Raw genomic sequence first — 23,293 nt, forward strand, 5'->3', positions numbered from 1 at the left:
TTTAACAGCAACATTCCTTCTTACTTGTTGTAATTGTTAGTCGGTATAATAAAGCCTTCAATAACTCTGAATGTAGAGATTTTTACTAATGAATAACAAAACAGCTGTCATCAAATTATTAGAAAAACAGGGGATAAAATAAATTCGTTATGGTATGGGCAGAGATCAAATTACAATCAACGCTGCTGTATAGCAATTTCATGAAAGTACATACTAAATAAGAAAAACTGTCTTGCTGCAGGTGATATTGTGAAGATTGTGCTGATTGTCGGAAGTATCGTAATTCCTTTAATAATGTTCTATTCTCAGAAATATTGGGTACGACTAAGGCTTATTTATAATTTAATTGCAATTATAGCCGTACTCATATTTGGAAATATTGCTTCGCTGTCGATATATAAAATAATTATAGATAAGACAGTTTTCATGACTGCCATCCATGCGATATTTTTAAATCCTTTTTTCTTAATTGCAGGATCTTACATAGGAGTCTACTTACTTTACAGACTTCTGCTGTTAAGTATAGAGGAACAACAAGAGAAACCAAGTGAAATGAAGTGACAATAGAAAAAAGGGTGCGGACCAATGGATACTTTCTTTTCTTATTGCTTGGGTTTGGGTTATTTTGAAATCTTATACATTGTTATCCCTTCGGTTTTCAAAGATATTTTTGTCCAACATCTCAGTTTTTGTTGGATTCGTATACAATAAAGTTGTGTGGATATTGGAAATGACCAGCCTGATTTGCAACCTCATGGATGCTCATTCCTTTATTGATCGCATTAGAACAAAAGAAATGTCGTAATACATGCGGGGTGATGTTCTTTCCAATTTGTTTGGAGTATCTCTGAAATGCGGTGTTAACTACTGTCCGGTCCAACCGACGTTTTCTGTTACTTGGAAACAAGTAATCTGCATCAATATCTTTGTTATTTCGTTCTTTGAACCAGGATTGAAGAGCAATCTTTACTTTCTCACTCATATAAACAATTCTACTTTTATCGCCTTTTCCATCTCTCACCGTAATTTCACGGGTAATTAAATCCACATCATCTGTATGTAAACTCAATGCCTCAGATAACCGAAGTCCAGCATATGCAAAAATAGTTGATAAAGCATAATAGCGAATATTACTATCATCCAAAATTACTTGACGGAACTTTTCTACATCATCATATTCCAAAGTAGCTAAAGAAACGTATTGCTGCTGTACTTTTTCGAAATCTTTTTTACCAATTACCATTTCTGGCTGTACCGCTAATTCCTCTATTAAAAATTCATTGAATTATATCAGGCCACTCAGTTTTGTGTTTATCGTTCTTGGATGCAATTTCTTTACAGTTTTCAAGAAAGTTATATATTCGCGAACGTTTTCATGGTTAAGTTTTTTAAAGGAAACGTCTTTCAATTCATCAAACCATTTTAAATATCCTCTGACTGACTGCGTATATCCCTTTATGGAATTTTCCTTCAGATTTTTTCCTGCAAATAATTAATAAACAATTCAATCATTTTACTCACCCTCATAAATTATGTTGGATTATATACTGATTAGTTTATTAAAGCAATATAAAAACACAACATAAATGCTATTATGTTGTGTTTTTGGCAAAGAAATCACTTATGATAGGGTTCCCCTTAACAGTTGTACTGACAATTTTAATATATTTGGTGCCTGCCCCCTAGTGCCCTGAGGTCTAATCGACATCATCTTTAGTACTAATCCCTTTCACCTGCATCTTCTACGGGTATATAATTATATATTTCGCCAGATTTTGTAAGTTTGGTAAGTTTATCTAACCAATGATAATAGACCATGGCATCATCGAGTTGTTGATAATGCAACTTTGCTCTCTCTCGCAATGTTTCATCTATTTCACTATTTTCAATTACCTCATGGAGTTGTTCTTGAGCCTTCTTAATACTAACCACAAACATACTCACTTCACGTTCCCATTTCATTCCAAAAAATTGAGAGAAATAATTGAAGAAATTTTTTTCAGCCATGAATGAATCTTTTCTTGAACCTTTCTTCCATACCTTTTGAACAATATTGATTTCTTGAAGCTTTCTAACAGATGTACTCATGCTTGGTTTACTCATACTGAGTGCATCTTTCATTTCATCCAGGGTAATAGGCTTATGTTTAAAATACATGGTTGCGTACAGACGTCCTACTGAAGGGGTAACACCATAAAGATCCATCGTTTCTGAAATCGTATTAACCATCATATTTTCAGCTTGGTCGATTTTTTCTTTGGCTTTTTCATTAGCAAAATTATTCCGATTTCCTTCCATTGTGGCACCTCTTTTTTGTGGAAAATAAAGCATATTTGCTGTTAAATTAATTTATAATAAATTAAATGTTTCTTTTATTTTATAATGAATAATACTTCGATGCAACTTAAATTCTGAAATTGCTTAGCTGCTTAGAAAACTTGGCTTATCACCATGCCTTTAATGGCGAAAACCTTAGTTACACTTATGCAGGGTAAGAAAGTTTAGACATTCCTATCTGCCAAAAAAAGTTACATTTCTCACGGAAAGAGACGATTCTCTTATCGAGTATCGTCTCTTTCTCTTACATTTACTTCATCCATTTTTCAATTACATCCTGATTTTCTTCCACCCATTTTTGTGCGCCTTTAATAGGATTGTCTACATCTTCTTTGATATTAAGCATTAATTCACCAAGTTGCTTGTCGCTTAATTTAAAGTTCTTCAACCACTTACTAACTTTTTCATGGTCTGTGTCAAATCCTTCACGGGTTGCCATATAGATTTTTTCTACTTCACCAAAGGTTTTTTTCGGATCTTCCAAAAACTTTAAGTCCACTTCAGAAAACACATAATGTGGTTTCCATAGCGGTGCAACGATAGGTTCTTCTTTTTCAACCGCATCCTTAATCGATGTAATCATAGCTGCCGTACTGCTCGCTACCAATTCATATTCAAGGCCGTATTCCTCGTTTACTTCTTGCGTTACCAGCATTGTTCCTGCCCCAGACTCAAAACCTATTATTTCTCCATTGAATTTTTCTTTGTTTTCATGTAAATCTTTAATACTGTTTACATCTTCCATATACGTTGGAACGGCCAAACCAACTTTCCCATGTTCATACCACGGATCTTCAAAAAAATTAGTTTCGTCTTTATACTGTTCATAGTAACTCTTATCTTGCACAGGCAACCAAATTTCCGGTGCCACATCTAAATCTCCTGAAGCTAAAGCAGCCATCTGAGGACCCATTTCAAGAAGTTTTAACTCCACGTCATAACCTTCATCTTCCAGAATAGCCTTCCACAAATTTGTAACTGCAACATTTTCAGGCCAATTAATCTGTCCAATCGTGATTGTCTCTTTGCTTTCATTCGATTCAGCATTTGTACTACCCGAATCGTCACTTTCACTAGTTGAACCGCAAGCTGCTAGTCCAAAAAGTATAATAGTAAATAAAATTAATTGACTCATTCTACGAAAACTCATTGATTGTCAAACACCTTTCCGATTTGTATTTCGGCAAATATCTATTAATAAACACGCACTTTCGCCAAGAGTGCTAATCGAAACTTTGAATTAGCAATTCGCCCCCTCTTATTAAATAAAATAAATACGTTTAATATTTTCTAAACGTTTTTCACTCTATGTAATAGGTTAACGAAAGATTCTGTTTTGTCAAATCCAAATATTATTTAATCTTGTCTCATTGTTGTCTTACCGGAGATAGAAAAATTTTGTGTTTTTTGCAACGTTTGACAAGTAAATAAAAATACTGTTAGGATAACGTTATTAATATTATTTAATTTTTATTTAACAAATTTAACAGAAAAAGCAGTAAAGGAGTGGTGATTTGAGCTTACAAAGAATGTATATAAATGGTGAGTGGGTTAATGCCAAATCCGGAGAAACACGAGATATTATTAACCCTTATAATCAAGAAGTCATTGCAACTTCTTCGGAAGGAAATGAAGAAGATGCACGAGCAGCCATTCAAGCAGCAAGGGTGGCATTTGATGAAGGGAGCTGGAGCACATTACCTGCCAGTGAACGTGGTGAGTTCATTTACAAAATAGGTACGTTGATCCGTCGAGACTTGCAGAAGCTGGCTGAGTTGGAAACATTGGATACAGGTAAAACAGTCGAAGAAAGCCGTGCGGATATGGCCGACATCGCTAACGTTTTCTTTTACTTCGGTGGTTTAGCGGACAAAAATGGGGGTGAAGTCATTGCATCACCGATACCAAACAGTGAAAGTAAGGTTGTTCGCGAGCCCGTTGGTGTCTGTGGTCAAATCACACCATGGAACTATCCATTATTACAAGCCGCATGGAAGATAGCACCGGCTTTGGCAACAGGTAACACCATTGTTATGAAACCGAGTGAGATCACACCATTAACAACCGTTAAAGTCTTTGAACTAATCGAAGAGGTTGGCATACCAAAGGGTGTGGCCAACTTAGTACTTGGTTCCGGTGCATCTGTTGGTGCGGAACTATCTGTTAATGAGGACGTTGATTTAATTTCATTCACCGGTGGCATTGAAACCGGAAAAACAATCATGCAAGCTGCCAGTCATAATGTGAAAAAAATCGCACTTGAGCTCGGCGGAAAAAATCCGAATATCGTTTTTTCCGATGCTGACTTTGAAACAGCGGTTGATCAGGCGTTAAATGCTGTATTTTTCCATGCAGGCCAAGTTTGCTCTGCGGGATCCAGGCTTTTAATTGAAGAAAGCATCCATGATGAATTTGTGGAAGCACTCATTGAACGAACGAAACAAATCAAATTAGGCAATGGTTTTGATGAAAACACACAAAGTGGGCCAATGATTTCGGCAGAACACCGTGCGAAGGTTGAAAACTATGTGGAAGTAGGAAAAAAAGAAGGAGCCAAACTAGCTGTTGGCGGAAAGCGTCCTGATGATCCTGAATTGCAAAACGGCTTTTTCTATTTACCTACCATATTTACAAACTGTACAAACGATATGCGCATCATCCAGGAAGAGGTATTCGGCCCAGTACTGACAGTAGAGACTTTCAAGACCAAAGAGGAAGCTGTCAAATTAGCGAACGATACGATTTATGGTTTGGCTGGAGCCGTCTGGACGCAGGATTTGAATAAGGGAGAATTTGTCGCGGCACGCTTGCGAATGGGTACCGTCTGGATCAATGATTTCCACCCTTATTTTGCACAGGCACCTTGGGGCGGTTATAAGCAATCAGGCATTGGCCGTGAACTTGGTTCGGAAGGTATGGAGGAATATACCGAAGTGAAGCATATTTATCGTAACAAACAACCTAAACCTGTTAATTGGTTTAACTAATTTTGATGTAAATCTATATTTTATAATGTTTGTTCAAACAGGACGATAAAAAGGACTGAGAAATTCGAGGCAGCAAAGCTTTGAGTACCGGAACGTTGCTTTTAATACGTGAGGAACGGAAAAGCAGGCTAACAAAGATATTCGATGTGTTATTTTTACCGGACTTTTTGAACATCCTCTTGTAATCAATAGCTCTAAGCCTTCTTTCATAGAAAGGTTTGGAGCTATATTGAGTTTTGTACCAACATTTACCTTGTATTTGTTCCAAAAACTAGAAATCCACCTCATGATTTACAAGTTTAAAAAGTAATGTTATATTTATATTGTTTCATACGTTAAAAATATATTTAACAAATTAAATATATTTAATACAGTTAAAGAAGATGAAATAGTTTGCCAGATTGCTGGATTCATTATTTGATGAATGGATTTCAACTTCCTTTGTATACTGTATTCCATTTAACAATCTTTAAGGAGGTATTTCAGATGAATCAAACATACGATTATGTAATTGTAGGCGGAGGTAGTGCAGGTTCTGTACTTAGCAACCGTCTAAGTGTAGATGAGAATAGCAGTGTTCTTGTTCTGGAAGCGGGGCGCAATGATTACTTTTGGGATTTATTTATTCAAATGCCGGCAGCTTTGATGTTCCCATCAGGCAATCGCTTCTATGACTGGATCTACTCCACGGATCCTGAGCCTTATATGGATGGACGTCGTGTCGCGCATGCTCGAGGGAAAGTGCTTGGAGGATCAAGTTCCATAAATGGCATGATATACCAACGCGGCAACCCGATGGACTATGATCGGTGGGGATCTGAAGAGGGCATGGAAAATTGGGACTATGCCCATTGTCTTCCATACTTTAAACGATTAGAAAATACATTTGGCGCGGATTCAACTGACGAGTACCGCGGTCACCATGGTCCAGTTAAATTAAAGCGCGGACCTGCAACGAATCCTTTATTTCAGGCCTTTTTCGACGCGGGTGTTGAGGCTGGTTACGCAAGAACACCCGATGTAAACGGCTTTCGTCAAGAAGGCTTTGGCCCATTTGACAGTCAAGTGCACAACGGCAGACGGGTTTCTGCTTCACGAGCATATTTACGTCCTGCAATGAAACGCAAAAACCTTACAGTAGAAACGCGTGCTTTTGTTACCAGTATCAATTTTGATGGCACCAAGGCACAAGGTGTAACATATCAAAGGAATGGAAAAAACTATCATGTTAACGCGGGTGAAGTGATTCTTTCCGGTGGTGCATTCAACACGCCGCAGTTATTACAATTGTCCGGTGTAGGCGACACTGATCATTTACGCTCCCTTGGCATTGAACCGGTTCTTGACTTGCCAGGGGTAGGTGAAAACCTGGAGGATCATCTCGAAGTATATATACAGCACGCATGTCCACAGCCAGTTTCCATGCAACCAAGCTTAAATAAAGCTAAAATGCCATGGATCGGCTTGCAATGGTTACTTGGACGTACTGGACCGGCAGCATCGAACCATTTTGAAGGTGGTGGATTCGTCCGTTCGAATGAAGAAGTTGAATATCCAAATCTAATGTTCCATTTCCTACCACTAGCGGTTCGATATGATGGGCAAAAAGCGGATACTAAGCATGGATTTCAGGTACACGTCGGACCGATGTATTCTAACTCCAGAGGAAGCCTGAAAATACGTTCACGTAACCCTTTCGAGCATCCAAGTATCATATGTAACTATTTATCTACCGAAGAGGATCGACGTGAGTGGATTGAAGCTATACGCGTTGCACGGGAAATTCTTTCTCAGCCAGCGTTAGCACCTTACAGTACGGGTGAGATTTCACCTGGTCCTTCTGTTCAAACAGAGGAGGAAATTTTGGAGTGGGTAAAGAAGGACGCGGAGACGGCACTTCATCCATCTTGCACGGCAAAAATGGGGCCTGCTTCCGACCCAATGGCAGTAGTAGACCCAGAAACTATGAAAGTTCATGGCCTGGACAATGTACGGGTAGTTGATGCATCTGTTATGCCGCGCACAACAAATGGAAATATCCATGCACCGGTGTTGATGCTGGCGGAAAAAGCAGCCGATATTATCCGTGGACAAAGACCACTAAAACCCGAGTATAAAGATTATTACCGTCATGGCGTTCACCCAGCAGACGCAGGCACAGTTAAGAATTAAGATTTTGTTGGGTTTATGAAAACTAGAAGGAGATCGTTCTAATCACATGAACGGTCTCCTTTATTTTAAGATTAGTGGAATATGCAATAAGAAACAAGTTAATAAAAGACAATCCAAGGCAAGATGCGGTTATACCTAAAAAGCAATAACGGTGGAAGATTTGGAAAAAAACACTATTGAGGAGTCATATTTTGAAAAAATTGAGTTATTTACATTTTTAGATGCCATATCAAAGATAGGGCTAGAACTAGATATGGAAAGATTTTATACAATAGCTTTTTCTGGCATGCGACCAGGAGAATTAACTGCATTAAAAAAGACGGATCTAGACTTTGAAAATAATACCATAAGAATAAGTAAGACACTATATAATGAAACAAATAATATGAAAGCTTACAAATTAGATACAACGAAAACCAATAAAGCAAGAACAATTGATCTGGATGATAAAATAATGTCCATGCTTAAAAAGTTGGTTCAAAGAAATGATGAGCATAAAATGAAGTATCGAACTATACTTGAGGATTTTCATGATGCTGACTTTTTATACCAGCGTCCGAATGGTTATCCTTTCTAAAAATTTAGCGAACAGGATGAAAAGAATCATGAACTACATTAAAATCGATAAGAAGCCTCACACCACATTCTTTTAGACATACCCACATATCTATGATGACAGAAGCCGGCATAGATTTACCTACTATTATGAAAAGAGTTGGTCATGAAGATCCTGATACAACCTTAAAAGTTTATACACATGTTACAGAAAAAATGAAGATTAAGTCATTCGACAATCTCACTTCAATGAATAAAGAAATGATGCAAAAATTATCTTTTTAAAAATAAATGTTACCTTTTCATCAAAAAACGAGGCCTGCCCTTAGGCAAACCCCGTAATATCAATGGTAGTTAATTGGGCTTACATCATGCCGCCCATTCCACCCATTCCGCCCATATCAGGCATTCCGCCGCCACCAGCGCCGCCTTCTTCTGGGATGTCAGCTACTACTGCTTCAGTAGTTAGGAACATAGCTGCTACAGATGCTGCGTTTTGCAATGCTGAACGAGTAACTTTTGTTGGGTCAACGATTCCAGCTTCAACCATGTTTACCCATTCACCAGTTGCTGCATTATAGCCAATACCAACTTTTTCACCTTTTAGACGTTCAACGATGATTGAACCTTCCAAGCCGGCATTTTGAGCGATTTGGCGAATTGGCTCTTCCAATGCGCGAAGAACGATTTTAGCACCAGTTGCTTCGTCACCTGAAAGGTTAAGCTCGGTAACTTTACTTAATACGTTAATTAGTGCAGTACCGCCACCTGCAACGATTCCTTCTTCTACTGCTGCACGTGTAGAGTTAAGCGCATCTTCAATACGAAGCTTGCGTTCTTTCAATTCCGTTTCTGTAGCTGCACCAACTTTGATTACTGCTACACCGCCAGCTAATTTAGCCAGGCGCTCTTGTAATTTTTCTTTATCAAATTCAGAAGTAGTTTCTTCAGCTTGTGCACGGATTTGAGCAACACGTGAAGAAATTGCTTCAGGGTTACCTGAACCTTCTACAACCGTAGTGTTTTCTTTTGTAACGACAACTTTGGAAGCACGTCCAAGCTGCTCAATAGTAGCACTCTTCAGATCAAGTCCAAGATCTTCAGTAATTACTTCACCGCCAGTTAAGATAGCGATATCTTCAAGCATTGCTTTACGGCGATCACCAAATCCTGGAGCTTTAACAGCTACAGCATTGAAAGTACCGCGAAGTTTGTTAACAACTAATGTTGCAAGTGCTTCGCCTTCAACATCCTCAGCAATTAAAAGTAATGGTTTGCCTTGCTGTACAACCTGCTCAAGTACTGGTAATACTTCCTGGATGTTGCCGATTTTCTTGTCAGTAATTAAAATATATGGATCTTCGAGTACTGCTTCCATTTTATCCTGGTCTGTAACCATGTATGGAGAAGCATATCCACGGTCAAATTGCATTCCTTCAACAACTTCAAGCTCTGTGTTGAAGCCTTTTGATTCTTCAATTGTAATTACGCCATCATTGCCAACGCGTTCCATTGCTTCAGAGATCAGGCTTCCAACTTCATCATCACCAGATGAAACAGATGCTACCTGTGCAATAGATTCTTTGCTTTCAATTGATTCAGAGATAACTTTTAATTCACCAACAGCTGCTTCCACTGCTTTTTCAATTCCGCGGCGCACGCCAACAGGGTTAGCACCGGAAGTAACGTTTTTCAAGCCTTCTGTAATCATTGACTGTGCAAGCACTGTTGCAGTTGTTGTACCGTCACCAGCTACATCATTTGTTTTTGATGCAACTTCTGATACAAGCTGTGCACCCATGTTTTCAAATTCATCTTCCAGTTCAATTTCTTTCGCAATGGTAACACCATCATTTGTGATTAATGGAGAACCGAATTTTTTGCCCAAAACAACGTTGCGTCCTTTTGGTCCCAGTGTTACTTTTACAGCATCTGCTAATGTATCAACACCACGCAGCATGGAGCGGCGTGCGTCTTCACTAAATTTAATTTCTTTAGCCATAATTTAAAATCCTCCTTAAAATAAGTTACTGAAATATTGATCTATGAATTAGCCAATGACAGCTAAAATATCATTTTCACGAAGAATTAAGTATTCTGTGCCTTCGTATTTCACTTCAGTACCAGCAAATTTCGAGAAAATAATGCGGTCGCCTTCAGCAACCTCAAGCGCTATTTTTTCACCGTTTTCAACTTTTCCTGAACCAACAGCAACTACTTTTCCTTCCTGTGGTTTTTCTTTTGCAGAGTCTGGAAGTACGATACCGCTTGCAGTTTTTTCTTCTTGTTCAACAAGCTCAATAACAACACGATCTCCTAGTGGTTTAATCATGTAGAAAGCCTCCTTAATTCTATTATCTTTTTTTGATTATTAGCACTCTAACCTGTCGAGTGCTAATCCCAATTATTATGATAAATAATTCATCAAAAAAAAGCAAGCATTGTATTCTATATTTTTATTTTTTTATCAGCTTTTCTTTGAAGGACAAACTATTATAACCAGAGGCTGAATTATGATAAAATAGTTACTATGTCTAAATAAATTCTACTAGAAAATAGATGTTTAACATAAGATATATTGAAATATACATCGCCTGAAGGAGTCGTTATATTTTGACAAAGCGTTATTGGTGGGTAATTATAGCCTACATTATTATGCAGTTTTCGGGGATCCTCTTTGCACCTGTTTTAGCGGCAGTTTTTTCAATCTCTATCAATGAAGCTGCAACCTACTGGACAATCATCAGCTTTATATTGGGACTTATTGCCGTTCTTATTTTAATGAAGCCGGACATGCAAAGGCCGATGCACCGGGATGCATCTTCAATTGGCGGAATCGTGCTATGGTCCGTACTCGGATTGTTTATGGCATATTTTTCTCAAGGAATCGCGGCAATGATTGAAATTGAGCTGCTGGGAATAGATCCGGGGTCGGAAAATACGCAGCTGATCATGGATATCACAAGAGCCACTCCGTTATTTATGATTATCCCAATGTTCATCGCACCAATTCTGGAAGAGATTATCTTTAGAAAAATAATATTTGGCAGCTTGTATAAAAAAATGAATTTCTTTTTTGCGGCTTTATTGTCTTCTTTCATTTTCGGAATTATTCATGGTGAACCGTTGCACATACTAATCTATGCTTCGATGGGATTTGTTTTCGCATTTCTATATGTGAAAACAAAACGGATCATTGTACCAATCATTGTCCATATGGCCTTAAATTCACTTGTGGTCCTTGTTCAATATAATTTGTCACCGGAGGATCTAGAGCGAATGATGAAGCAATTAGAGGAAATGCAGATGATATTAATTGGAGGATAATTTATGAGAACGTCGCCACTTACGATGGCCATAGTTTATTTTGTAATGGGAATATTTTTTGTCTATATCGCGGTATTAAGTGCTGATGATACAATCTGGAATCTGACGACCATTGTAATCGCATTATTTGCAACACTTGATTTCGGTGTCAGCATCCGGCTGTTTTCCATCCACTTTCGATTGAAAAAAAATAAGAAGAAGTAGCCTGTCAACAAACAGTGGCCGCTTCCCATCTCAGAATACTAATTTATATTATTAAAGCACGAGTAAAAATGTAAAACAAAACGCACCGCGCCTTGCGGTGTATTTTGTTACCCGAAAATAAAAAAGAGGAACAAATAACTAGCACTGTTATAAAAGCAGCACGTAAAACTTTTACGAAATTACAATTGGTTAACTACCCTGCCCCACATTAGAATTTAAGCTACTACTTCCACTTCTCTACTTAGTCGCTAGTTGTTTCATCTACTATAACAATAAGTAACAACTTATTTTGAATTTAAATATATTGATTAGTAGCCTAACGAATTTGGATATTTACGGAATCCAATCATGAAAAGAGGAATTACATTGTTTGTTTATACGGTTAATCCCGGAGATTCTTTGTATACCATTGGTCAAAAATATGATATTCCAATGGAAACAATTCGACTTGTTAACGGCTTAGCTGAAACGAATATTGTTCCTGGTCAAGCATTACTGATTAATACTGACATATACACTGTTCAGCCAGGGGACAGTTATTATACGATTGCACAAAAGGCTTACGTTTCTTTAGACATGTTAATCGCGGCAAATCCCCAAATAAATCCAAACTTTTTACTGCCCGGAATGAAAATCTCCCTTCCTGAACTGCCAGATTACACCGCTTCTGCATTAAACTATTTCTATGTAACCGGAACAAAAAGTGATCAGCTCTTAATTAACGATTTTGCTTTTTATACCACTTATTATCCATTTTTTGAATATCACTTTAATCCGGATGGTTCCCTTAGTTCATTAAACGATTTAACAGCTGTAGAATCAGCATGGAACAGTAATACAGCTCCATTAGCTACGATTACAAATTTGACCGCCTACGGTTTCAGTGCTGAATTAACAAGCCAAACGCTAAATAACTCCTCAACAAGACAAAATCTTATTGATAATATTTTCACCCTTGTGTCTCAAAAAGGATATGCTGGTGTAAATATCGACTTTGAAGGAATGTTGGCAGAAGATCGTGATATCTTTTCTACTTTTTTAAGTGAATTAGGAGACCGGCTTCACGCTGCAGGATTATTACTGACAATAGCAGTTCCACCAAAAACAGGTGAAAACATCCTTTGGTATATAGGTTATGACTATGGAGCTATTGGATCTGTAGTGGATTTTATGTTTATTATGGCCTATGATTGGCACCATATGGCGAGTGAACCTGGTCCAGTAGCACCAATTAGTGCAGTGAGAAATACACTCAAGTTTGCATTGAAAAAAATGGATAGCAGTAAGGTAATCCTTGGTATCCCATTATACGGCTACAACTGGACACTGCCATATAATCCAGATGTTTCAGCAACTGCAATCTCCAATCAAGACGCAATTGATCTTGCAATGAAATACAATGCACCAATCAATTACTCGGAAGAAGATGAGACTCCTAATTTTTACTATGTCGATGAAGCTGGTCGAAATCATGTTGTCTGGTTTGAAGATAGCCGAAGTATTGCTGCAAAGATGCAGCTGGTACGTGAATATCAACTTCAAGGAATAGGAGCCTGGCAGATTGGTCTTGGCTTCACTCAGGGACCATGGCTTTTAACTAAGTTTTTTAAAATCAGAAAGGTAACCTAAAACACATCTGCAGCAAGCCTCCTTCGCTTTGGAAGGAACATTATATCCTATCCATCCGGGCGGGGTAATTTGATTTTATTTTTTTAAAAACAGTAAGATGAGATTAACTGACTTCAAGAGTGATATACTTCTTCTTAATATAAAAATGCTCCTATATTATATATTCACATAGGAGCATTTTTAATTAATTACATATATTTAGTTAATCATCTTTTGAGCTTCGTGCAGATAAAATGTTCGAACAGATCGAGGCAGAAAGCTGCGAATCTCCTCCTCGTTATAGCCTACTTGCAAGCGTTTTTCATCAACCATGATAGGTCTTTTTAATATGCCTGGGTTTTTTTGGATAAAAAGATACAATTCTTTTAAAGGTAATTGATCGATATCAACATTCACTTTTTGAAATACTTTTGAACGCTTTGATATAATCTCTTCCGTTCCATCTTCTGTTAAGCGCAATATTTCTTTTATTTCTCCTATTGATAATGGCTCAGAAAATATATTTCGTTCAATAAACGGAATTTCATTATCTTGAAACCATTGTTTGGCCTTTCTGCATGATGTACAGCTAGGTGTTACATAAAGCGTTACCACAAAATCACCTCTAATACTTAAAAACTAGATAATTTACCATTGTTCTAATATGATGAATACCGGTTATTCTCCATCCATACTATTTAGGTCTCTCTAAGGAGAATACATCCCCGATTCCAGCATAATTTGAACCTGCCAACCGGCTCATTGCACCAAGTTTCTCATGATTTATTCTGCCATCTTCATAGATAGCTTCATCAATGTGAAATTTGACTATCTCTCCAATTAAAAGGTCGGTGCCAACTGAATTTTTTTTACCCAATTGGACGGAATGCTTTAATGTGCATTCTAATCGAACCTTGGATTCTTTAATACCAGGAACAGATATTTTTTCACTCTCTGCCAGCGTTAAGCCGGCTAGTTCAATTTCACTTTCATCCGGCCTTAGTGATGCGGCTGTGATGTTGATCTTTTCTACGTTCTCTTCATCAACGATGTGGACAACGAATTCTTTCTTATCCATAATATTTCGCGCCGTATCCTTTTGAATTCCATTTTTCCGTTGAGTAGAAATGGAAATCATTGGTGGGTTGGATGAAACAACATTGAAATAGCTAAATGGCGCTCCATTAATTGTTCCATCCTCGAAAGCACTTGTTACAAATGCTATCGGCCTTGGTACAATACTGCCGATAAGCAGTTTATAATTTTCACGTTCCGTATTTTCGTTTGGGTTAAAGGAAAGCAATAAAAGTCCTCCTTATTTATCCAGATTTCTTATTTCAATTGGCGTCAAAGATCTGGTCAGTTGTTCGCGGTATTGTTCATACTGGCTAGGCAGCTTTAAGCCTTGCCCCATTGTTTCATAATATTCATCATGTGCGAATCCTGGTGGATCTGTTGCAATTTCAAAGAGTATTTCACCATGTTCTCTGAAATAGATCGCATTAAAATAATTCCTGTCCTGAACTGGCGTTACGCCATAGCCTTGATCACTAACCGTTTTTTGCCACTCTAATTGATCTTCGTCATCTTTTGCACGCCATGCAATATGATGAACAGTTCCAACCCCCATCTGACCTCTCCCGGTTGGAGTTCGTTTCAGGTCAATTACATTCCCGATATCACCATAGGATTTGAAACGGATCAAATCATCTTCTTCACCGACTTTTTCCAGACCCATCACTTCTTGAAGCGTTCCTCCGGTTTTCTCTGGATTCGTAGATAATAAAATTGCCCCGCCGAAGCCTTTAATGGCTACTTCAGGTGTTACATCGCCTTGGGTCCAACTATTCAATTCTCCTTCTTCCCGTTCCACAAGCTCTAGCTGCAAGCCGTGAACATCAGCGAATTCCAAATATGTTTCTCCAAATCGCTCCGTTTTTTGAAATTCAATATTAAATTTTGCTAATCTGTTTTCCCAGAATGTCATGGAACCAGCTGGAATTACATAGGTGGTAACCCCTACTTGGCCACCACCAATTTTCCCTTGATACGCGTTAGCCCATGGGAAGAAAGTAATAATTGTACCCGGCTTTCCTCCATCATTGCCAAAGTAAAGATGATACGTGCCAGGATCATCAAAATTAATCGTTTTTTTAACGAGTCTTAATCCTAAAACCCCTGCATAAAAATCTGCGTTTTCCTGTGGATGTCCTACAATTGCTGTGATATGGTGAATTCCTTCTGTTCTTTTCATTTATAATTTCTCCTTTTTATTAATACTTTTTTTTACCTTTGGTTTTATAAAAATATTTTTAATTAATTTATTATGAATTAATTTATATTTAATTAAATATATTATCGCATTGTATTTCTATCTTGTCAATAATTTATTTTTAATTAAGAATATCCATCAACATTTTATTTACAGAACTTTCAAAAACTAAAAAAGATGAGGCTGTCCCAAAATATTTTCAATTTTAAAAGCCTCCTAACATGTAATTATTAAAGACTTTCCCAAAATTAAAGAGCCAATCGGCAACCGATTGACTCTTTATATATTTGGAATATATTTATTGATTACCTTTTTTAACCCATTCCGCAACTGTAATTGTACGCTTAGTTTGATGTATTACAGCATCTTTAACATCCTCAATCATGTTACCATCTTGTCCGACTGTTACACTTGTTCCATATGGGTTTCCGCCTGCACCAAATAATACCGGATCCGTATAACCAGGAGCAGCAATGATAGCTCCCCAGTGCATCATAGAAGTGTAAAGAGATAATATCGTTGCTTCTTGACCACCATGTGGATTTTGTGCTGATGTCATCGCACTTACAACTTTATTTACAGTCTTGCCACTTGCCCAAAGCCCGCCTTGAATGTCTAGGAACTGTTTCATTTGAGATGCCATAACACCAAATCGTGTTGGAACACTGAAGATAATAGCGTCTGCCCATTCAAGGTCATCTGATGTTGCTACTGGAACGTCTTTAGTTGCTTCGACAGTTGCTTTCCATGCTTCATTTCCTTCGATAACAGATTCAGGAGCTAATTCTTGTACTTTTAATACTTTCACTTCAGCACCTGCTTCTTTCGCACCTTCTTCAGCCCATTTTGCTAATTGAAAATTTGTTCCGCCCATACTGTAAAATACCACTGCTATTTTAACGTTTGACATATTTTCCCATCTCCTTTAATTTACCAAATAACTTGTTTAGAATTCCCATAAACTGCACTTTTTTTAGCAGAGAAAATCGGACACCTTTTGGTAGTTTGCTTCAATTACATTTTCTGTTTACATGAAATTATGTTATCCAACCAAACGATAAAGTATTCAAATATCTTCATTGACTAATCCTTGTAAATAGCTTTTTGATTTAATATTTTTCCATTATCTCTACTCTTCAATAGGGGAGAGTTTTGCTTCAATTTCCGCTCGACGTTCCTCCAAAAATGGTGGTAAATCAAGTTTTTCTCCTAAATGTTCCTCTTCCCCATCAATTGTAAATCCTGGACCATCTGTTGCAATTTCAAAAAGAATCCCGTTTGATTCACGGAAATACAAACTCTTAAAGTAGAAACGATCGACAATCCCTGAGGAATGGAAGCCTCTTTGTTTCACTTGTTCTTCCCAAAACTCGAGCTCAGCTTCATTTTTCACACGAATCGCTAAATGATGAATACTGCCACGACCTGGTTTTTCAGAAGGACCGTCCAAATATTTCACGACGATTTCTCCAAAAACCTCTCCTTTGATAGACTGAAAAATTGCTTCTTTATCATTTCGGCTGACCTCTGTATAACCAAACATATCTGTAAGTGTGCTCGCAATTTTATCAAGTCTGCGCACCGTTATTTCCACAGAACCCATTCCCTGAATCTGATGCCCGGCCGGAACCTCAGATTTTTCCCATGTTTTCCAGTGTTTTACTTTTTCTCCGTTTGAAACAAGGAGCACCAAACGAAGACCTTCGGGATCCTCAAATTTCAAGGCAGGACGATTGGCATAAGTTGTAATCTCATCATGATCCACTCCATACTCCTCAAATCGTTCTTTCCAATATTGCAGACTGTCCTCTGAGGGAACGAGTAATCCAATTCTAGTAATTGCATTTGTGCCACGATAGGTGTTTCCTGCTCGGGGAATTTCAAAAAATGATAATTCAGTACCTGGGCTTCCTGTTTTATCACCGTAAAATAAGTGATACATCGACGGATCATCTTGGTTCACCGTCATTTTCACACGACGTAAACCAAGCACTTGTTTGTAAAAGTGATTATTTTTACTCGCGTTTTTTGTAATCATTGAAATGTGATGATGTCCATTAATTTTATACATAGATTATTCCTCCATTTTAACTTTACTAGTCAAGTGATAATTAAAAAAATAGCATTTAGCACAAATAATAGGGTTCTTAATTTTTCAATTCATTTTCGGTATATTTTTGTAGCTTTGTCATGAGTTTGTATAATGATTTTTGCTCATCCTCTGTTAAGCACTCATTGAGAATAGACGTTTGAAAGGTAAGCTGGTGTTCAAAAACTTCATGCATTTTTTCTTCCCCTTTTGAAGTAAGGGTAATCCATTTAGTTTTCCAATCCTGCTTGCGCTGTATATACTCCTCTTGCTCAAGTCGAGTGAGCATACGTGAAATCCCGCCTTCTGACACGGTTACTTTAGTAGCCAGCTGACTTTGCATTAGAGGCTGATAAGTAGAAACTTGATTTAATACATCAAACTGGGCAGCTGTGATACCAAACTGTCTTAAGAATTCATTCGATAATAAATTACTTTGATGTGTAAAACGAGCAATACTCAACCAGATTAGTGAACCAAGTGTACTTTTTCTCAATGTGACTCACTTCCTTTCATTACTATCACTTTACCACTCAATTGATTAAAACACAAGAAAAGTATATTTAATTAAAGATATTTTTTGTATCTCAGTATCGTTAATTTTAGTGCATTTATTAACAATCCATTAATATTTCTGTATCAAACAACTACAAAAAACCCAACTTTTCTTCTTTTATGAAGGAAGTTGGGTTGTGAAGTTAGGTGTGCAAAATAGCACTTATAATAGACGCTAAGCACTTAGGTGGGCTCTACATCCTTTAGCTCCCGCTTATTTACCTGGTGATTAGTAGCTTACTTATCAGCGGCAATCGATCCGTTATCAGCGCTATTGCTGCTTTTTTCAGCGGGTATCAATAATTTATCAGCGAACCCATTGTACTGCGGTTTTATGATCAACATTATTTCGGAAAAACTTTTCCTGAATTAATTAGTTAACACCTTTTAAATTCTCCAGCCATCCTTCTTTATCTTCAATAGTCTGCTCCATTGTTGTATATCGTACAACGTAGAGGTCGTTGTCTTTTACAAATACACGTGCAACCTCTTCCTGGTCCAGTTGTGCCTCATCCTCTGTTACGGCAAATTCGTAAATGCCTTCCTGTTCGGATTCCTCTATTCGGTTAAAGTCAAGGTTCCCTGTAATGATTTGGCTCAAATTTGCTTCCATTGTATCGATGAAGTTTGTTATGCCAACTGTCTCATTGCCATTTTCATAGTAATGGAGGGTTAATAATTCGGAATAATTTTCAAAGTTTTCTCCTGCCACCAGGAATTCTGCTATCGCTTCACCCTCGGCTTCCTGATAGTTTCCCAACACCCATTTGTCGCCATCAAACGGCATTTCGAGCTCCAGTAAAAGTTCAGCATACTGCCCTTCCATTACTGCTTCACCTTCTGCGGCACCAGCTTCGATCTCTTCACCATTTTCATCAAGGGCAATGGTTTCTAAAACCTCTGTATCATAAATTTTCCAAATGCCATCCTCTGGTTTTAATACATGAACACCTTTTACCTGATTGTTCTGATACTCAGGGCCATCTACTTTCATAGATACTTGTGTATAGGCAACCCTTGCTTCTTCCTCTGATTTTTCTTCTACCGCTAAATCTGATAATTGCATATCAAGCGTATAATTTGCTAGTATATTGAGGTTTTCCTCCGTTCCTTCATAAGCAGGTGATTCACTATGTATGGTCTCCATATGTGCATCAGTGTCCTGATCTACTATTGTTTGAATATTTGTTTCCAGTAAACTGAATAACTCCTCGTCCTCAGGGATAGCACTTTCCTCTTCCTCTGCGGCATCTTCCTCTTCATTTGCTGTATCATCTGTTTCTTCCGTTGCTTCTGCATCATTTTCCGCTTCACTGCTGGTATCATCCGAGCAGGCTGCAGCAAAAAGAGTCAGCAGCAGTAAAATAATAAGTGCATAAAATTTCTTTGACATGAATTTCTCCTCCTGTTTGTAAAAAATTTCATATTTATGGAAAATAAAAACAATATAGCTATCATAACGTACCGCCATGCGCAAAGACAGATGCCATCCTGCCCAAATAACGAAACAATATATGGTTCTTACTATCCATAATTACATTTCCAAAACTATATACCCATAATTGCTGAAAATCATGTCTGCCAAAGCTTAAAGATCAAAGGCGGAAGCGCCCGTTTAGCGACGTACGAACTGGACTGAGCCGCAGGAGATAAAGGAAACACGACGAACGTAGGGAGTCGATGTTGACTTATCGTACGGAGGTGAGGGAAGTTCGCTAGTCGCTGGGCGCTGGAGCCGGACGTGGCCGATTCGGTTGTTTATTTATCCACAGGTCAAATTTTTATAATTTCATATGTAATAAAAATAAGCCTATTGAACTAGTTTGTTCGACAGGCTTTCATAAAATATTTTAATCTTCTTTTGTTAATGGATAGTGTTTAAGAAAATAAACCAGTGCCTGAAGCTCTACAGCCAGGTCAATATGATGTACACGAATATGACCAGGTACTGTTATCCTTGCTGGGGTAAAGTTTAGAATCCCTGTTATTCCCTGGTCTACCAGACGGTTTGTAATCCCATCTGCTTCACTGGCTGGTATCGTTAAAATAGCTACTTTGACTCCTGTCATTTTCTCTTCCATGTCATTAATATGGTAAACTGGAACCTCGCCTATTTTAGTACCTACTTTTTCTTCGTCTGCATCAAATGCCATCTTAATTTGTATGTTATTGTTTTTCAAAAAATTATAGTGCAAAAATGCAGTCCCGAGATTCCCAACTCCGATTAGTGCAACATCTGTCAGTTCATCCTGATCCAGTGTTTTCCTGAAAAAACCTAGTAAATATTCAACATTATAACCGTATCCCTTTTTGCCCAATGCACCAAAATAGGAAAAATCTCTGCGAATCGTTGCTGAATCCACCTTCACTGCTTCACTTAGCTCCTTGGAAGATACTCGCTTTTTGCCCTGGTGGTTCAAATTATTTAAAAACCGATAATATAATGGTAAACGTTTGGCAGTTGCCTGTGGTATTTTACTCATTGTTATTCCTCTTTTCACTTCGATAATAATCTCCGGATTTTCCACCTTTTTTCTCTATCAGAAAGGTTTGGCCGATGACCATTCCTTTATCAATCGCTTTGCACATATCATATATCGTAAGAGCAGTCGCTGAAGCAGCTGTCAAAGCTTCCATCTCTACACCGGTGCTGCCCTTTGTTTTTACAAATGCATCTATTTGCAGTTCGTATGTATTGTTTTCGATATTCCATTCAAACGAAATATCAATTCCTTTTAATTGCAGTGGATGACACATTGGTATCCAGTCAGACGTTTTTTTTGCGGCCATAACTCCAGCCACCTGTGCAACAGCAAGCACATCGCCTTTTTCAATTTCATTTCCGGTAATTTTATGATAAATTTCTTCTGTAACTATAACACTGGATCTGGCAAGTGCTGACCGCTCTGTCTCTTTTTTTTCACTGATATCAACCATTTTCGCCCTGCCCTGTTCATTAAAATGTGTGAAATTTGACATACGCTCATCTCCAACATAGTATAAGTTCTCCTTTATTTTAACAGATATCTGGAAATAAGTCGTGAGCAATTTCACAATATTATTGCTTGCAGAATTAACTATGCGCTACACTAGAGGAGATGAGGTGAACTTTAATGATACTTATGCAATTAAACGGACTTTCTAAATCCTTTGGGGCGGAAGAAATTTTATCCAATATTAAACTTGAAATAAAAGATAATGACCGGATAGCTATTGTGGGAAGAAATGGCGCCGGTAAATCGACACTATTAAAAATTATGGCAGATGAACTTACTTACGACGGAGGGGAACTGTTTAAACCAAAAGACCTTACCATAGGCTATCTGTCACAGCATATGTCACTGGAATCTGGAAAGACAATATGGGACGAGATGCTTGAGGTCTTCGAGCATCTAATCGTTAAAGAACAGGAGCTGCGCAGCCTGGAGCAAAAAATGGCAAATGCAGCTGACCTATCAGGTGAGCATTATGAAAAACTTCTGCGCGATTACGATCAATTACAGCAGGCTTTTCAAAGGGACGGCGGATATACGTATGAATCCGATATAAAAGCTGTATTGACCGGATTGAATTTTCAGGACTATAGCTATGAAACTCCAATAATTGAATTAAGCGGCGGGCAGAAAACAAGACTTGCACTGGGGAAATTATTACTTGCCAAGCCGGCATTGCTGATACTTGATGAGCCGACGAACCACCTGGATATCGATACGCTTTCCTGGCTGGAAAATTATCTAACCAGCTACCCCGGTGCAGTCGTAATTGTCTCACATGATCGATACTTTCTGGATAAAACGGTATCCATTGTTTATGAGATATCCCGCCATAAAACAAAGAAATATCACGGTACCTACAGTAAATTCCTTGACCAGAAAGCACTCGATTATGAACAGGAATTAAAAGAATTTGAGAAACAGCAAACAGAGATTAAAAAAATGGAAGACTTTATCCAGCGGAATATCGTTCGGGCATCCACCACGAAGCGTGCACAAAGCAGACGGAAACAGCTGGCGAAAATGGACCGCCTTGATAAACCATTGGGTGACGAATCATCCGCATCTTTTTCTTTCCAGATAAACAGACGGAGCGGCAATGATGTATTAAAATTGGATAGTCTAAGCTTTAGCTATGAGGATGAGACCGAGAATCTATTTTCGAATGTCAGATTGCATGTTAACCGTGGTGAACGCATTGCATTGGTCGGACCGAATGGTGTTGGAAAAACAACCTTATTAAAATTGATTCTGGGAGGCATAAAGCCTGCTTCAGGAACAATTCAGCATGGTACGAATGTACAAATTGGCTATTATGATCAGGAACAGGCAAATTTAAGCTCATCAAAAACCGTTTTGCTGGAGCTATGGGATGAATATCCATCCATCAATGAAAAAGACATCCGTACCGTGTTAGGCAACTTTTTGTTTTCCGGTGATGACGTACTGAAGCAGGTCCACTCCCTGAGTGGTGGTGAAAAAGCTCGCCTTGCATTAGCCAAATTAATGATGCAAAAGGCAAATCTGCTTATACTCGATGAACCGACAAACCATTTGGATATTGACAGCAAGGAGGTTCTGGAGGCAGCCTTAATTGATTTTCCGGGAACCATTATTTTTGTCTCCCATGATCGCTACTTTATCAACAAAATAACCGATCAGGTAGCTGAAATACAGCGTGATGGGTTGACGGTCTATTTGGGTGATTATGATTATTATCAGGAAAAGAAAGAAGAAGAAGCAGAACTGGAAAGGCTGCAGCAGTCTGAGGAAGTTATACAAAATAATGACCAGCGAAAACGGAACTTTAAAGAAGAAAAACAGCTGCAAAGTGAAAAGAGGAGAAAACAGCGTCTAATTACTGAATTGGAAGAGAAAATAGACATGCTGGAGCTTGAGTTAGCAGCACTTGAAGAGAAAATGACTGAGCCAGAAGTTTATCAGGACCATGAGAAAGCCCTTGAATTAACCAAGCAATCTGCTGACCTGAAACAGGAACTTGAACAGCTTATGGAAGAATGGACAGCATTGCAGGAAGATGAGAAGTAAGTGGCAGCTTGGATGAGACTAACTAGTCGTTTTTTCCAGAAATGTCTTATAGCATGATTCTACGCGACGTTTCTCCAGTCAAGTGGCGAAAAAATTCCAATAAAATAATTACATAATTATAAAAAAGCAGAGGCAAATTCTATAC

At 38.1% G+C, this 23,293-nt stretch carries 24 protein-coding genes; 9 read left to right on the top strand and 15 right to left on the bottom strand.

Annotated elements, in window-relative coordinates; translation table 11 throughout:
* The first annotated feature begins 249 nt into the window (after window positions 1-249).
* A complete protein-coding gene (locus tag CIL03_RS17355; RefSeq protein WP_094887142.1) occupies window positions 250-561 on the top strand; it encodes a transposase in 312 nt (103 codons plus the stop codon).
* Window positions 562-682: 121 nt separating this feature from the next.
* Here the strand turns inward: CIL03_RS17355 and CIL03_RS20200 are convergent, their stop codons facing one another.
* The 4 genes from CIL03_RS20200 to CIL03_RS17370 form a co-directional block, all read right to left on the bottom strand.
* A complete protein-coding gene (locus CIL03_RS20200) occupies window positions 683-1,243 on the bottom strand; it encodes a tyrosine-type recombinase/integrase (RefSeq protein ID WP_240508135.1) in 561 nt (186 codons plus the stop codon).
* A gap of 42 nt (window positions 1,244-1,285) precedes the next feature.
* Window positions 1,286-1,474, bottom strand: a complete 189-nt coding sequence (locus CIL03_RS20205; protein ID WP_338061900.1) for a phage integrase N-terminal SAM-like domain-containing protein — start codon at window positions 1,472-1,474, stop codon at window positions 1,286-1,288.
* A gap of 245 nt (window positions 1,475-1,719) precedes the next feature.
* Window positions 1,720-2,298 (bottom strand): choline uptake/conversion transcriptional regulator CudC, encoded by a 579-nt coding sequence (cudC, locus tag CIL03_RS17365; protein ID WP_094887143.1) that lies wholly within the window; start codon window positions 2,296-2,298, stop codon window positions 1,720-1,722.
* 289 nt (window positions 2,299-2,587) lie between these two features.
* A complete protein-coding gene (locus tag CIL03_RS17370) occupies window positions 2,588-3,472 on the bottom strand; it encodes a glycine betaine ABC transporter substrate-binding protein (protein ID WP_240508137.1) in 885 nt (294 codons plus the stop codon).
* 394 nt (window positions 3,473-3,866) lie between these two features.
* Between CIL03_RS17370 and betB the strand changes: the two genes are divergently transcribed.
* The 4 genes from betB (at window position 3,867) to CIL03_RS20420 (ending at window position 8,336) form a co-directional block, all read left to right on the top strand.
* Entirely contained in the window at window positions 3,867-5,324 is a 1,458-nt protein-coding gene (betB, locus tag CIL03_RS17375) for a betaine-aldehyde dehydrogenase (protein WP_094887174.1), read from the top strand.
* A 486-nt stretch (window positions 5,325-5,810) separates the two neighbouring features.
* Window positions 5,811-7,496, top strand: coding sequence for a choline dehydrogenase (betA, locus tag CIL03_RS17380; protein WP_094887145.1), 1,686 nt, complete (start codon window positions 5,811-5,813; stop codon window positions 7,494-7,496).
* Window positions 7,497-7,656: 160 nt separating this feature from the next.
* Window positions 7,657-8,073: a tyrosine-type recombinase/integrase gene (locus CIL03_RS20300; protein WP_094887146.1), complete on the top strand. Its 417-nt coding sequence runs from the start codon at window positions 7,657-7,659 to the stop codon at window positions 8,071-8,073.
* 47 nt (window positions 8,074-8,120) lie between these two features.
* Window positions 8,121-8,336 carry a tyrosine-type recombinase/integrase gene (locus CIL03_RS20420; protein ID WP_420855429.1) on the top strand — a complete coding sequence of 72 codons (216 nt, stop codon included), beginning with the start codon at window positions 8,121-8,123 and terminating at the stop codon, window positions 8,334-8,336.
* Between the two features lie 79 nt (window positions 8,337-8,415).
* On the opposite strand, the gene groL is transcribed toward CIL03_RS20420, so the two are convergent.
* The gene (gene groL, locus CIL03_RS17395) at window positions 8,416-10,053 is read right to left on the bottom strand and encodes a chaperonin GroEL (RefSeq protein ID WP_094887148.1); all 1,638 of its coding nucleotides are present in this window, start codon (window positions 10,051-10,053) and stop codon (window positions 8,416-8,418) included.
* A gap of 48 nt (window positions 10,054-10,101) precedes the next feature.
* Window positions 10,102-10,383 carry a co-chaperone GroES gene (groES, locus tag CIL03_RS17400; RefSeq protein ID WP_094887149.1) on the bottom strand — a complete coding sequence of 94 codons (282 nt, stop codon included), beginning with the start codon at window positions 10,381-10,383 and terminating at the stop codon, window positions 10,102-10,104.
* A 281-nt stretch (window positions 10,384-10,664) separates the two neighbouring features.
* On the opposite strand from groES, the gene CIL03_RS17405 reads away from it, so the two are divergent.
* The 3 genes from CIL03_RS17405 (at window position 10,665) to CIL03_RS17415 (ending at window position 13,211) form a co-directional block, all read left to right on the top strand.
* Window positions 10,665-11,378, top strand: coding sequence for a CPBP family intramembrane glutamic endopeptidase (locus tag CIL03_RS17405; RefSeq protein WP_094887150.1), 714 nt, complete (start codon window positions 10,665-10,667; stop codon window positions 11,376-11,378).
* Between the two features lie 3 nt (window positions 11,379-11,381).
* Window positions 11,382-11,582 (top strand): YdiK family protein, encoded by a 201-nt coding sequence (locus CIL03_RS17410; protein ID WP_094887151.1) that lies wholly within the window; start codon window positions 11,382-11,384, stop codon window positions 11,580-11,582.
* A gap of 366 nt (window positions 11,583-11,948) precedes the next feature.
* Window positions 11,949-13,211, top strand: a complete 1,263-nt coding sequence (locus CIL03_RS17415) for a glycosyl hydrolase family 18 protein (protein WP_094887152.1) — start codon at window positions 11,949-11,951, stop codon at window positions 13,209-13,211.
* Between the two features lie 198 nt (window positions 13,212-13,409).
* On the opposite strand, the gene spxA is transcribed toward CIL03_RS17415, so the two are convergent.
* From spxA to moaC, 9 genes are all read right to left on the bottom strand, one after another.
* A complete protein-coding gene (gene spxA, locus CIL03_RS17420; protein WP_094887153.1) occupies window positions 13,410-13,805 on the bottom strand; it encodes a transcriptional regulator SpxA in 396 nt (131 codons plus the stop codon).
* Between the two features lie 79 nt (window positions 13,806-13,884).
* The gene (locus tag CIL03_RS17425; protein ID WP_094887154.1) at window positions 13,885-14,493 is read right to left on the bottom strand and encodes a flavin reductase family protein; all 609 of its coding nucleotides are present in this window, start codon (window positions 14,491-14,493) and stop codon (window positions 13,885-13,887) included.
* A 12-nt stretch (window positions 14,494-14,505) separates the two neighbouring features.
* Complete coding sequence (locus CIL03_RS17430; protein WP_094887155.1) at window positions 14,506-15,444, bottom strand: ring-cleaving dioxygenase; 939 nt, start codon at window positions 15,442-15,444, stop codon at window positions 14,506-14,508.
* Between the two features lie 316 nt (window positions 15,445-15,760).
* Entirely contained in the window at window positions 15,761-16,372 is a 612-nt protein-coding gene (gene wrbA, locus CIL03_RS17435; protein WP_094887156.1) for an NAD(P)H:quinone oxidoreductase, read from the bottom strand.
* 219 nt (window positions 16,373-16,591) lie between these two features.
* Window positions 16,592-17,533 carry a ring-cleaving dioxygenase gene (locus tag CIL03_RS17440; RefSeq protein WP_094887157.1) on the bottom strand — a complete coding sequence of 314 codons (942 nt, stop codon included), beginning with the start codon at window positions 17,531-17,533 and terminating at the stop codon, window positions 16,592-16,594.
* 76 nt (window positions 17,534-17,609) lie between these two features.
* Window positions 17,610-18,047, bottom strand: a complete 438-nt coding sequence (locus CIL03_RS17445; protein ID WP_094887158.1) for a MarR family winged helix-turn-helix transcriptional regulator — start codon at window positions 18,045-18,047, stop codon at window positions 17,610-17,612.
* Window positions 18,048-18,479: 432 nt separating this feature from the next.
* Window positions 18,480-19,499 carry a hypothetical protein gene (locus CIL03_RS17450; RefSeq protein WP_094887159.1) on the bottom strand — a complete coding sequence of 340 codons (1,020 nt, stop codon included), beginning with the start codon at window positions 19,497-19,499 and terminating at the stop codon, window positions 18,480-18,482.
* Between the two features lie 457 nt (window positions 19,500-19,956).
* The gene (locus CIL03_RS17455) at window positions 19,957-20,595 is read right to left on the bottom strand and encodes a redox-sensing transcriptional repressor Rex (RefSeq protein ID WP_094887175.1); all 639 of its coding nucleotides are present in this window, start codon (window positions 20,593-20,595) and stop codon (window positions 19,957-19,959) included.
* Entirely contained in the window at window positions 20,582-21,085 is a 504-nt protein-coding gene (gene moaC / locus CIL03_RS17460) for a cyclic pyranopterin monophosphate synthase MoaC (protein WP_094887160.1), read from the bottom strand. The genes CIL03_RS17455 and moaC overlap by 14 nt, the downstream gene beginning before the upstream one ends.
* 134 nt (window positions 21,086-21,219) lie before the next feature.
* On the opposite strand from moaC, the gene CIL03_RS17465 reads away from it, so the two are divergent.
* Complete coding sequence (locus CIL03_RS17465) at window positions 21,220-23,148, top strand: ABC-F family ATP-binding cassette domain-containing protein (protein ID WP_094887161.1); 1,929 nt, start codon at window positions 21,220-21,222, stop codon at window positions 23,146-23,148.
* Window positions 23,149-23,293: the final 145 nt, after the last annotated feature.

The sequence above is a fragment of the Virgibacillus indicus genome, from assembly GCF_002266285.1.
GTDB lineage: Bacteria > Bacillota > Bacilli > Bacillales > Amphibacillaceae > Virgibacillus_K > Virgibacillus_K indicus.